General features: G+C 54.6%; 10 protein-coding genes. 6 read left to right on the plus strand and 4 right to left on the minus strand.

The genetic code is table 11. The annotated features are described in order from the left end of the window. The first annotated feature begins 78 nt into the window (after positions 1-78). Both JCM25146_RS02910 and JCM25146_RS16780 read left to right on the plus strand, forming a co-directional pair. Entirely contained in the window at positions 79-939 is an 861-nt protein-coding gene (locus JCM25146_RS02910; protein ID WP_025825757.1) for a DMT family transporter, read from the plus strand. A gap of 57 nt (positions 940-996) precedes the next feature. Beyond that, positions 997-1803, plus strand: coding sequence for a dihydrodipicolinate synthase family protein (locus JCM25146_RS16780; RefSeq protein WP_369347392.1), 807 nt, complete (start codon positions 997-999; stop codon positions 1801-1803). Positions 1804-1974: 171 nt separating this feature from the next. Here the strand turns inward: JCM25146_RS16780 and JCM25146_RS02920 are convergent, their stop codons facing one another. Both JCM25146_RS02920 and JCM25146_RS02925 read right to left on the minus strand, forming a co-directional pair. Next, a complete protein-coding gene (locus JCM25146_RS02920; RefSeq protein ID WP_025825759.1) occupies positions 1975-4077 on the minus strand; it encodes a S46 family peptidase in 2103 nt (700 codons plus the stop codon). A gap of 132 nt (positions 4078-4209) precedes the next feature. After that, a complete protein-coding gene (locus JCM25146_RS02925) occupies positions 4210-4830 on the minus strand; it encodes a DUF1826 domain-containing protein (RefSeq protein ID WP_025825761.1) in 621 nt (206 codons plus the stop codon). 262 nt (positions 4831-5092) lie between these two features. Between JCM25146_RS02925 and JCM25146_RS02930 the strand changes: the two genes are divergently transcribed. Next, positions 5093-5983: a LysR family transcriptional regulator gene (locus JCM25146_RS02930; RefSeq protein ID WP_025825762.1), complete on the plus strand. Its 891-nt coding sequence runs from the start codon at positions 5093-5095 to the stop codon at positions 5981-5983. A 53-nt stretch (positions 5984-6036) separates the two neighbouring features. On the opposite strand, the gene JCM25146_RS02935 is transcribed toward JCM25146_RS02930, so the two are convergent. Then, on the minus strand, positions 6037-6912 hold the full coding sequence (locus JCM25146_RS02935; RefSeq protein WP_025825764.1) for an arginase family protein: 876 nt from the start codon (positions 6910-6912) through the stop codon (positions 6037-6039). A 435-nt stretch (positions 6913-7347) separates the two neighbouring features. On the opposite strand from JCM25146_RS02935, the gene JCM25146_RS02940 reads away from it, so the two are divergent. Together JCM25146_RS02940 and JCM25146_RS02945 are read left to right on the plus strand one after the other, a co-directional pair. Further along, the gene (locus tag JCM25146_RS02940) at positions 7348-8130 is read left to right on the plus strand and encodes an AraC family transcriptional regulator (RefSeq protein WP_025825765.1); all 783 of its coding nucleotides are present in this window, start codon (positions 7348-7350) and stop codon (positions 8128-8130) included. Between the two features lie 274 nt (positions 8131-8404). Then, on the plus strand, positions 8405-10621 hold the full coding sequence (locus JCM25146_RS02945) for a TonB-dependent siderophore receptor (RefSeq protein WP_025825767.1): 2217 nt from the start codon (positions 8405-8407) through the stop codon (positions 10619-10621). On the opposite strand, the gene JCM25146_RS02950 is transcribed toward JCM25146_RS02945, so the two are convergent. Further along, positions 10609-11448, minus strand: a complete 840-nt coding sequence (locus tag JCM25146_RS02950; protein WP_025825769.1) for an acid phosphatase — start codon at positions 11446-11448, stop codon at positions 10609-10611. The two genes, JCM25146_RS02945 and JCM25146_RS02950, sit on opposite strands and share 13 nt — an antisense overlap. 244 nt (positions 11449-11692) lie before the next feature. Here JCM25146_RS02950 and JCM25146_RS02955 point away from each other — a divergent pair, with 244 nt between their 5' ends. Further along, positions 11693-12484 carry a deaminated glutathione amidase gene (locus JCM25146_RS02955; protein WP_025825770.1) on the plus strand — a complete coding sequence of 264 codons (792 nt, stop codon included), beginning with the start codon at positions 11693-11695 and terminating at the stop codon, positions 12482-12484. Positions 12485-12488 lie beyond the last annotated feature (4 nt).

Here is a 12488-nt window from a genome sequence, read left to right on the forward strand (position 1 = left end):
GATTGTAACTGGTCCGGGCAATGCTGCTCCATACATTCAGGCGCACCATATACCCCATAATATGAAGGACCCCTGTGCATGAAACGGACAACGGAAGGATGGGGCAGTGGTCTGCTGGGTGTCATCATCTTTAGTGGCTCCCTTCCTGCTACGCGCGTTGCAGTCGCGGATTTTTCTCCTGTTTTTCTGACCTGCGCGCGTGCCGTTATCGCGGCACTGCTGGGAAGTGTCTTTTTGTTCGCACTCCGTCAGCCCCGGCCCCAACGGCGGGATATTGTTCCGCTCAGCCTTGTTGCCGCTGGTGGTGTGGTCGGTTTTCCGCTGCTGTCAGCTCTGGCTTTGCAGCATATTACCGCAGCCTACTCCATTGTATTTATAGGTCTACTACCGTTGGCCACGGCAATTTTTGGGGTGCTGCGTGGGGGAGAACAGCCCAAGCCTGCCTTCTGGTTATTCTCCACCATTGGTGGTGCTGTTGTGGCCGGGTTTGCACTCTACGGTAGTCAGGCAGGTAATTTTGCAGGCGATCTTCTTATGGTTGCGGCCATTCTGGTCTGCGGTCTGGCGTATGCGGAGGGGGCAACACTTTCCCGCCGTCTGGGAGGTTGGCAGGTTATCTCATGGTCTCTGCTTTTGTCCCTGCCGCTTATGGCGCTCATTGCTCTGGCTTATCTGCCAACCAGTTGGGGGCATATTCAGCTCTCCTCATGGATTGGCCTTGGTTATGTTTCGGTCTTTAGCATGCTGGTTGGTTTTATCTTCTGGTATCAGGGGCTGGCCCTGGGGGGTATTGCCAGTGTTGGGCAGCTTCAGTTGCTGCAGCCTTTTTTGGGTCTGCTGCTTGCTGCACTCTTTTTGCATGAACCGATTGCATGGAGCATGCTGGCTTCTACGCTCATTGTTGTCCTATGTGTAGCTGGCGCAAAGCGTTTTGCCTGACCCACAAAGTATAATATTGCTGGTGACCTGATTGCGTCATGGGAATTGAGGTCTGATATGTCACTTTTTCACGGTCTGTCGGCTTTTCCCATTACGCCTGCCAATACGGAGGGTGTGGTCGATGCAGAGGCAGTCATGCATCTGGTCGGCCATCTGTCTAAGAATGGTGTGGATTCCATTGGTTTGCTGGGCAGTACCGGAACCTACGCCTATCTAAGCCGCATCGAGCGGTGCCGTGTGCTGCGTGCGGCCGTCAAAGCAGTCGGGGGCAAAACCCCCCTGATTGTGGGGATTGGCACGCTCCGCACTGACGATGCACAAAACCTTGCGCGCGATGCCGCAGCCGAGGGAGCAGACGGGTTGTTGATGGCCCCAGTGTCCTACACACCGCTGACACAGGAGGAAGCATACCAGCATTATGCCGCTGTAGCGGCTGTAACGTCTTTGCCGCTCTGTATCTATAATAATCCGACCACGACGCATTTCAGTTTCGGGCGTGAATTGCTTGCCAGACTGGCAGATGTCCCCAACATTGCCGCCATAAAAATGCCAGCTCCCGCCGAAGGCAAGGTCGCGCAGGAACTGGCGGAGCTACGGGCCAGCCCTATTGGCAAGCTCAGCATTGGTTACAGCGGGGACTGGATTGCGGCAGAAGCCCTGCTGGCCGGGTGTGATGGCTGGTTTAGTGTGCTGGGCGGGTTTTTGCCGCAACTGGCCAAGATCATGGTAACGGCTGCACGCGCGGGTCATGCGGATGTAGTAATAAGTCAGTGCCAGAAGGCGCTGCTCCCTGTGTGGCGGCTTTTTCGGGAGTTTGGGAGTCTGCGGGTTGCCTATGCCGCCACCAATTTTTGGGACTTGTAAGTGCCCAGCCGCCTCTACCTCTTCAGCCGTTATCCCTGCAAGACCAGCAAAGAGTTGTTGAAGCGCTACGCGCATGCATGGAGGCGTGCGCCACAAACCATCTGCTGCCATGATGGCCGTATAACTGGCGCAGAAGGTTTTTGGTGCACTCCAGCAGGAATAAGCGGAGCGTTATCGGTGCCCGTTTATCAGCTCTTCGGCGAGTGCCTGTTCGTCATAAACCACGCGCAGTGCGGCGATGATGGCGCTGGTGTCGGTGGAAACCGCGCGGTTGGAGGTGATGTTATAATAGAGATCACCAGCAAGGCTTGGCAGGTTGCCATCAAAAATCAGCCCGACAGCATGGCCCTCCCGGTTCAGCACTGGTGAGCCGGAGTTGCCGCCGACAATGTCGTTTGTTGAAACAAAGTCCAGATGCGTGGAGAGATCCAACCTGCTTTTTGCATCCAGCCACCGTTGAGGGAGCTGGAAAGGCGCACTGCCTGTGGCGTGGCGGTACATGCCGGCAAAGTCGGTAAAGGCGGGAATGTTTTTGCCATCCTGCGTCCAGCCGCGCACCGTACCGTAGGACAGGCGGGGCGAGAATGTTGCATCTGGGTAAAGTGCATCAAGCCGTCCCTCGGCCTTGGCCTGTGCAAAACGCGCACGAGCAATTGCTCCTTCGGCCTGATGCAGAGGAGCCGATACTTCATCGCGCATACGGTCGCGCAGGGCGGTTAATGTCGGATGAAGGCGGCGTGCAAAAGCAATCATCGGGTCTGATGAGGCGTGAATGGCTGCATCCCCACCTTTCCACAGTGCAAGGCGCACGGCGGGGTCTGCCAGCTTTGTCTCGCGCACAAGGCGCGCGGCAAGGGTGTCCGGGCTGTCATTGCCCAGTGCCTCGCGCACCAGTGGGTCATCTGCGCCCAGTATCTGGCGCAGTGTGGTTAGCCCAAGGGCAAGAGATGTGGTTTCCAGTTCAGGGTAGACGGGGGTTTTTGCCGCGAGTGCGGCTTCAATTTCCCCCAGTTGTGCGTCATGGTAGCCTGCGTTGCGTTTTGCATCCGGTTTCTGGCGTTCGGCTGCACCGTTCACAAGCATCATGGCTTTACCTGCCAGTCCATCAAGCGCCATATGCAGGCCAACATTCCGCGCAAATAGTTCGCGCTGCACGGCTATTGCTTTGTCCACCATGGCAAATGGGGTGCCAAATTCCTGCTTGCGGGCGGGGTCGGCATCAATCCATTTCTGGAGTGCGGCATCTTCCTTGGCGCGGCGGGCAACAATGTCGCTTGTACGCAGCGCGCTTTGTGTGCCGGAATAGGATTTCAGACTATTTTGTGTGCTGAAGAGTTCGTCCTCAGCCTGTTTCTCGTGCTCGGCACTTTCACGCGCATATTGCCATAGCATTCCCTCACGCACACTCAGCAGAGCAATAACCGTGGGGTTGATAACGTCGCGCTGGAAGGCAAGGGCGGCTGCGGGCAGGCCGCGTTCCGTCCGGCCCGGATTGCCAGAGGTGAAAACAAGTTCGTTCTCACGCGGGCCGTTGATATCGAACTGAAGATACGGCGTGTGAACAGGCTTGCCGTTTTCGTAAACGCGCAGCATGGAAAGGTCGATATCGTAGCGTGGATAATTGAAGTTATCCGGGTCTCCCCCAAAAAACGCAATGCCCTGCTCAGGTGCCATGACGATGCGCACATCCTGATAACGACGATAACGGTAAAGTGCCGTCTGTCCCCCATGGTAGAGTGATACCATATCGCACCGCCAATGAGCGGCATCGCCTTGCAGGCAGTCCTTTGTCAGGCGGCTTTCAATCTCCTGCAGGGCAGTGGAGTATGCCTTGGCGGTTTTCCCTTTTGTTTGTGCGTCAACCTGAGAGGAAACATCCGAGATGGAATCCAGTCGGTCCAGTTCCATTCCTGGGCATTGTCGCTCCTCGGCCAGTGATTTTGTATAAAAACCATTGCGAAAATAATCGTGTTGCTTGTCCGATAAAGCAGCAAGGCAGGAATTGGCACAGTGATGGTTGGTCATGACCAGCCCATCGCCGGATACGAACGAGGCAGAGCACCCTTCTGCCAGACGGGCAGAAGACTGGATAACATGCTCAATCCACTCCGGCGTTGGTGTAAAGTGATAGGCAGACTGCATTGCCGCGACCGGAAGGTGGTCAAAGGTCCACATGCCTTCTTCTGCGCGGGCGCTGTGCGGCGCAACGAGTGCTGTGATGACAAGAGCCAGAAACGCAGTCCGAAAAGAGCGTTTACCCAAAGAGCGTTCCATGGCGCATATGTCCTCAGATGTTATAGTGTAACTTTTTCATCTCACGTGTAGCAGCTTTATCTGTCAAAGAAAATGCAGGGTTACGCTGGATATCAACGTGGCCCGCGCATGGGGGCAACAGGGTGCTAACACCTACTGCTCGATAATAGGAGTAAGTGCATGTTCCGCACCACACATACAGGCATCCGTAGTGTCGATCGTCAAAAGCAGCCGCACACGTTGGGCCGCAGGTAGGGATGACAGTGGGGGGGAGCGGTGCAGAATACCTAAATTTTCGGTCCAGTTGGGAAATTTGCGCCCTTTAAGGAAGACAATATCGCCCGGCGCTGCGGTGTTGATCTGCTCACTGCCATCAGACTTCCATTGTACGCCGGGGCCTTGGTACGCGCGCAGGAGGCGCAGGGTTACATAATCCACATGGAATTTACGACAACTGTCCCCGGTAATGCGTTCCAGCCGCAGGCGGAGGGAGCTTTGTCCGGCAATTGAAGCATAAACCTCTGCCAGATTCAGGATGTCCGCAAACAGTGGGAGTGTCACGGCTGTAAAGGCGGTGCGCAGGGACGCCGAAATCATGGGGATTGTGCCGCGTGCCTGCAGAAGGCGTAATCCGTTTTCAAGATATGCCCGCGATGCGAGGTTTAGGGCGGTGCTTAAAGGGCTTGGGGTAAGAGTGATTGCGCAGTCCGGTTCAAGAATTTTGCGGCTTGCGCAGAGAAGGTGCACTTTTTCCCCGGTCTGGCAGGCGGGCATGTCAGAAGGCTCCGTGGCTGATTAAATGGTTATATTATAACGTAACAATTGTGGGGCGGCAACAGAGACCAGTCTCAAGGGATTTTGGCGCATCCAAGAACCAGGGCATGCCGGTGGAAGCTGTAGCAGAGTTGCTTTTTGTGTAGGGTTTATTGATTGTGATGGCCCGCTGGCACGCATAAAAAAGGTCAAGGCAGAACCCGCCTGCACGGTGTGTCTTGTGAGGAAAGCGCCGGGGCAAGGGCAGTTAAGGTAAGTAACAATGTTCCGAGAAAATTTTAACGAACTCCTGTCTTTTCTGGCGGTTGCTCAGGAACGCAGCTTTACCCGTGCGGCCGCCCGACGCGGTGTAACACCCTCTGCGTTAAGCCACAGCATGCGTCTTTTGGAAGAACGGTTGGGCGTCACCTTGCTGACCAGAACAACGCGTAAGGTTGTTCCGACAAGTGCTGGTGAATATATTCTGCAAAATATTCAGCCGTTATTTGATGAGATGGAAACACGTCTTTCAAATCTGGAGGAGTTCCGGAGCAGTCCCAGAGGTAAGCTGCGGATTACCGTAACGGATGAGGCGCTATTGTATTTTCTGCGACCCAGAATTGCCGATTTTCTTAAAAAATACCCTCAAATCAACATGGAAATCGCAACGGATATGCGCCTTGTTGATATTGTGGAGGAGGCATTTGATGCAGGCGTAAGGCTGGGAGAAATGGTCACACAGGGTATGGTCTCTGTGCCGGTTTCTCCCCCTATTGACTTTGTTGTTGTGGGGGCTCCGTCCTATTTTTCCACGCGTTCATTACCTAAAGTGCCCAATGCGCTTACTGAGCATAATTGTATAGGTGTCCGGCTTCCAACTCACGGCTCACTCTATAAATGGCGTTTCAGGCAGAATGGAAAAGACATAAAATTCCAGCCAACAGGTCAGTTTATCTGCAACAACGTATTTGCTACGCGGGATGCCTGTTTAGATGGAATAGGTCTTGCCTATATTCCCAGAATTATTGCCCAGCCCCATATTGCAGCAGGCGAGCTTGTTACGGCTTTGGAAAAATTCTGCCCGACACATGCCGGTTTCCATCTTTTTTATCCAAAGCATAGCCAGCATTCCATGCCACTTGCTCTTTTTATTGAAGAGGTCAGGGTAAAATAATGCTGCGCAAGGATCGTGCCATAAAATGGCATGATCCTTTCGGTCTCCTCCCATCAACTGCCCAGAAGCGGAAGCTGCCTGAGCATTTCCTGCAAATTCAGCGCATCCCACGGCATATGTTCGGCAATGGTCAGGCCAACGACCTGCTTTTCTGTCGAGACTTCCCCGATCAGTTTTAAAACGTCTGCAATATTCAGCTTTCCTTCCGCAACATCGCCAAAGTCATGTTTCCCACGGCCCGGTTTTGCAAACAGAAGGGAGCGGAAGTTATGAGGATCAAGCACGTCCAGATCCAGATGAATTGCCAGAACTTCTATCTTGCTCTCATTGAGCCACTGCATGACTGGTTGTGCGCCATTGCGCACCTGTTGCGGAGAGCAGGTGTTGATGCCGTGTTCAGCAATAAAACGGGTTTCATAAGGGAGCGGATCATGAATACCAGCGATCATGATCTGCTCTGCTTTTACAGGCTTTTTGACTTCATGAGTCAGGTCAGGGTCTCCGTGCCCCATAAGCGCGCCCAGCACATGGGCATGCGCGTTTTTGTACTGCTCAGGGGTTTGAACATCCGGGTGCGTGTCAATCCATAGGATGCCAAACTTGTCCCCATAGTGTTCTGACAGCCACGCAAAGGGGGAGAGGGAAACCAGACAGTCGCCTCCCAGAACGGCAATCGATCGGGGTTGATGGTGTTCAATAATGCTGCGGGCTGCTCTGGCCTGTTTTATCAGCACACTGCGCCCGTGCATATTGTTCTCAAATGGCAAAGGCGTGCCGGTCGGTGCGTCAACAGGAACCTCCTCAACCGGGCCTTGGGCGGGTGGTGCAAGCCACGCGAGCAGTTGAGAGCCCAGATAATAAGGGGGATTATCGCCGCCCTGCCATTGGGGGAAAATCAGGCGCAGTGTGTTTTTGTCCTGCTTTGACACGATTAGTCTCCTGAAACGCGCAATACGTAAGGGCTTGCGCTCCGCACCGGGGCTGTGTGCATCGTCCGGGCATTACAACTCCATACCCGCCATAATAAAGTGCTCAGAGCTTATACCTGCGGGCAGCGTCCATATTTCTCCTCCTTATTCCATGAATTATATACATTTCATAGATTATTATTGATGAAATATTTTCACAAATATATTGAGCAGGCATGGTATAGTCATGTAGAACAATCCTATCATAATAGAGAGTTTTTTGCCTGTTTGTAGTGCCGTAGAGAGAGGGAGGTTCCAGGGCACGGGGAGGTATGTGTGCCGGGCCATCAGAACAGGCTTGATATGACAGTCCTGTTTCTGAGATAATCAGGTTATGATTAAGCCTGACGCAGTCCATTGGGTGAGTTTTACAGGAATGGGCTGGATATAAACACCATGAAGCGTACTGCGGATTTTCCGTGTCATCCTCCACCCGTAGTGGGGTTTGCAGACTGTTATACTGGCGGATTTGTGGATGCATTCCATACGCATGAGCGGGCGCAACTGTCTATTTTTCTGGCTGGGAGTGTGACGGTTAACACGCAGGATGAAAGCTTCGTGCTGGGGCCGGGGCAGGGGATGTGGCTGCCTGCGCAGGTCATGCATCAGGCGACATGCCGTACTGATCTGGTTTTTCAGGTCGTTTATGTAGACCCCAGCTTTACAGGGGCAGATCTGCCTCCGTGTAAAATGTTCGATGTGTCCTCCCTCATGCGTGGGCTCGTGGACGAAATTATTGCAATGACCTTCAACTTTGCAATGGACGACCGCATGTCGGCCATTGCCCGGCTTCTTATGGAAGAAATTAACCGGGCGCCCCGCATAGCGGACAGGCTGCTTTTTCCAACAGACCTGCGGTTACGGCGTGTGTGCGAGGCGATTATTGCCCAGCCCGGAGACTGCCACGATATTGACTACTGGGCGCGTGAGGCTGGTATGGCGCGCCGTACGTTTACCCGCCTTTTTCAGCAGGAAATGGGCATGGGTTTTGCCACATGGCGGCGCAGGGTCAGAGTGGTGGAGGCCGCCGCCAGACTGGCAACAGGCCAGTCCATTGCCGAAGTGGCATTTGATCTGGGCTATGACAATGCGGGGAGCTTTAGCACCATGTTCCACCGGACATTTGGCGCGGTGCCCAGCACGTTGCGTGCCAGTGCGTCGCAGACGTCCCGCTCGTAAAAAACGGGCAAAGTGCTGCGCACTCGCAAGCTGAGTGCATTCTCTTTTTTAACAATCTGGTTCTGAGCAGCAATCAGGAGGCTCGGTTTGCCGGTCATGGCAGCCGGGTTTTTTGGCGTTCAGGCGGAATTTTATCGCGTTTGGGCCAATATTGGGCTCCTTGCTTGCTGCTGTTTATGAATATGGATAGGACCGCAATTGAGTATCATTATTAACAAAAAGGCCGACAGCTGCCCTCCTCCGCAGGAGAAGCCGGTAACAAAACGAGTTGGGTATGAAGCGCAGCAAACTTTTCTATACGGTTTTTTTCTCGTTTGTTCTGAGTGATGCGGCTCTTGCTGCCGATCAGGAGGCGCAGACGGATCAATCCCGGCACCCCAAGGTGGTGACATCTGCGCAGGTTGCCGCCGATAAGGCCAAAGCCGCGGTTCTCAAGAACGAGATGGTTGAGGTCCGCGGCCATGGCAGGTCATCTGTTCTGGCGTCTTCTGCCACAAAAACCAACACACCGCTGGTTGAGACGGCGCAGTCTGTTACCGTCATCACGCGGGATGAAATGGATACGCGCGGTGTTCTCACCCTTAATCAGGCCGTGCGCTATGCTGCGGGTATCACGGCTGATACGCGCGGGGGCGAGGGCACACGTTATGACCTGTTTGACCTGCGTGGCTTTACCGTTCCCACTTTTCTGGATGGGCTGAAGGTGCAGGACAGCCCGACAGGCTTTGCCGTGGCGCAGACCGATACCTTCCGTCTGGACCGGGTAGAGCTGCTGAAAGGCCCAGCCTCCGCGCTTTATGGCCAGTCGAGCCCCGGTGGGTTGACGGCCCTGTCCAGTAAGCTGCCCACCGATCAGAAATTTTATGGGTCTGTGGGTACAACAGGGGGCATGTTTGACCTGTACCGTGTGGATGCCGATGTCGGTGGTTTTGCAACGGATGATGGCCTTGTGCGCTACCGTATTTACGGCACGGCCAATGGGCAGCATACACAGCTTAGCAAAACAGGGAGCAGGCGCTTTAGCATAAGCCCGGCCTTTACATTCGGTGGGGATGGCCCAACAACCCTGACCCTGCTGGGCAATTACCAGTATGACCCCGAAAACGGCTCTTATGGCGGCGCACCACTTGTGGGCTCATACAAGGCTGGAACATTTGGCTATCTGCCCCGTAATTTTTATGATGGCGATGCTTCGTTTGAAAAGTTCAACCGCAGGCAGGGTGGCATTACCTATATTCTGAACCATCGTTTTAATGACGACTGGAGCTTTAGCACCCGTGGTCGCTACGATGATATCATGACCAATTATCGCAGTGTGCTGAATACTGGAGATTACGACAGCCCGGACATGACAAGCGGTACCATGCTGGGTCGATACTCCTACGGAGCACGGGAACATAACCACAACCTGGCATTTGACAGCCAGTTCAAGGGGCATGTTCGTACCGGGCCGTTGCAGCATGCGCTGATGTTCGGTTTTGACTACATGCAGCAACACTCGCGCGATAATGAGAGCATGGGTACGGCTCCCGATCTGGATGTGGTCAACCCGGATTATAATATGGCTATCCCCGATATGGACCCGGCGGAGAATTACCGAACAACCTCGCAGCAGATCGGGGTTTATGCTCAGGATGAAATACGCTGGCGGCGCTTTATCCTGACTGGCAGCCTGCGCAATGACTGGTACCATGCGCACCGGGTCACGTATCTGAGCCCTTCGGACGAGACGCAGAACTCTAGTAAAATTACGTGGCGTGCGTCCGGGCTTTACCACTTCGATTTTGGTCTTGCGCCTTATATCAGCTACTCAACGTCCTTTCAGCCGCAGGTTGGCAATGTGGTGAGTGCAGATGGGCTCAGCACGCGGCAGGCAACACCGTCCATGGGCAAGCAGTTGGAAGGTGGGGTGAAGTACCAATTGCCGGGCACCACGCTGTTGCTGACTGCGGCGGGCTTTCATATCGAGCAGAGCAATGTCCTTGTCTCTGTTCCGGGTACGGGGAACTACACGCAAAGTGGGCTCGTGCATTCCGATGGCTTTGAGTTTGAGGCGCATGCCGAGCCGTTCCACAACCTGATGCTGACAGCGGCAGTAAGTGTGCAGAAGATCAAGGATGATTCCACACAAAAGCCGCTGGTCCAGTCTGGCAGGGGGAATGCATCTTTGTTCGCATTCTACACAATGCCATCGGGTAAACTCAAAGGTTTCGGCTTTGGGGGCGGCATGCGTTATACCGCCAGAACCTATGGTGGAGAGCTGGCCGATGGCAGCGTGTGGCTTCCACAATATGCGCTGTTTGATGCGTCCGTCTCGTATGACATGTCCAATCTTTCTCACTCTCTCAAAGGGTGGAAAGTGTCGGCCAATGTCCGCAACCTGTTTGACAAGAACTATGTTGCCAACTGCTATGCTGATGGGGCCGTTGGCGGATACTGCTTCTTTGGTGAGCGTCGCAATGCACAGGCCAGCATAGGCTACAGCTGGTAAATATAGTGCGGGCAGCAGCTTGGAGCCGCTGCCCGCCTAACAGTAGCGACCGGGTTAAAAATATCCGCCGCTGCTTTTTGTTCCGTGGAGCAGGTGGCAGCATCGGGTTGTGTCGGGTGGGCCTGTAGCGTCTGGAGTTCCGCGCGGACTGCTGCCATTTTTTCCACAAACCAGGGTTGTGCCTGTAATGCGGCAAACATGGCTGCCCCGTTCATATACCCTGCCTGCACATCGCTCTTCCAGTGTACGCCGCAGACAATGCGGCTTTCACCAAAAATACGCGCACGCTGCATAATCTCGCTAGCACGCTCAGGCAAAGCGCTGGCCAGAATGGAGGCTGTCATCCAGCCCCATGTGGTATGCCCAGATGGGTAGGAAAAACTCGTCTCTAGCTTGCTGCGGGCATCTGGCGTGCAGATGTCCTGCTGGTTCCCCACAAATGGGCGCGGCCTGTGCCAGAAGTTTTTTTCTTCCGTGACACGCTGTTCGGTTGGTTGCGCCAAGGTCTTTAACAGGTCAAGCAGGGCGGGTAGCCTGTCCGCGCGAAGATTGAACCCGGCCGCACAGGAAAAATCACTGATAACGTGCTGTGGCGTCAAATCCGCATCATTATGTGCCAGTTGCCAACGACTGCTGCCATGGAGCGCGCGTGTGTTTTCAAAGGCCTGCATATCGGCCTCCTGCGCATGCGAGCCAGCGGGGGGCGGTGGGGGCAGAAAGTCACGGCCATCTGGCAGCAGGGCGGTTTGGGCTGCACAGGTCTGAGGCAGGGCAGGTAGGGCCAGACAGAGCGTTACGGCACAAAAAACAAAAAGACCATGGCGCATGGTGTGGACCTTCATATTGGTATGAACAGGGCTTGTCCCATACGCTAAACTGGGCCAGAGCGCGTGTGACGCTTTGATGATGAATACGCGGCTCAGGGCTGATGGTGTGAGTGTTATGCATGCTGTGGCCTTCAACCGCCATTATACCGGGCTTTGCACATACAGGAGCAAATGTTGTAGGCTGCCTGTGCTGGCGGGCGGGTAAGTTCTCCCTGCATGGTGTTGCCCTACAAGGACCTCGCGGATGAAAATCGCCTTAGGACAGTTTGCCGTCGCACCGGAATGGTGCGCTAATCTTGCTCAATGTGTTTCCCTGATCGAGCGGGCAGCGGCTGAGGGGGCTAAACTGCTTGTGCTGCCCGAAAGTCTTATTGCTGCCGATATGCATGATCCGGGCATTACCGTGCGCACCGCCCAGCCACTTGATGGGCCATTTGTCAGTGGTCTGGTTAACGCGTTGGTGGGCACGGACCTGAGCGTAATCTGCTGTATTGCCACACCAGCCCACCCAGCCTTGACCCATAACTGCCAGATTGTGCTCAATGCGACCGGGCTGGTTGCCTGCTACCGTAAATTGCACCTGTATGATGCCTTCAGCATGAAGGAATCAAACGATTATGTCCCCGGTACGGAACTGCCCCCCATTGTGCAGGTGGGGGACATTCATGTGGGTTTAATGACCTGTTATGATGTGCGCTTTCCCGAGGTTGCGCGCTCTCTTGCCGTGCGCGGAGCAGACCTGCTGAGCGTGCCTGCCGCATGGGTGCGGGGGCCGGGCAAGGAATGGCACTGGGAGGTGATGGTAACGGCCAGAGCATTGGAAAATACCTGCTACGTTGCTGCTGTGGGTGAGTGTGGCCCGCGCAATATCGGGTGCAGCATGCTGGTAGATCCACTAGGGGTTGCCGTGACCCGTGCGGGGAGCAGCCCCGACCTGCTGTTTGCTACTGTGGATAAGGAGCGTATCCGTGCAGCGCGCGAAGCACTGCCTGTGCTGGTCAACCGCCGTTTCCGTGATCCTGAATTAAAGCGTTAATCGT

The sequence above is a fragment of the Acetobacter okinawensis JCM 25146 genome, assembly GCF_000613865.1.
GTDB classification, from domain to species: Bacteria; Pseudomonadota; Alphaproteobacteria; order Acetobacterales; family Acetobacteraceae; genus Acetobacter; species Acetobacter okinawensis.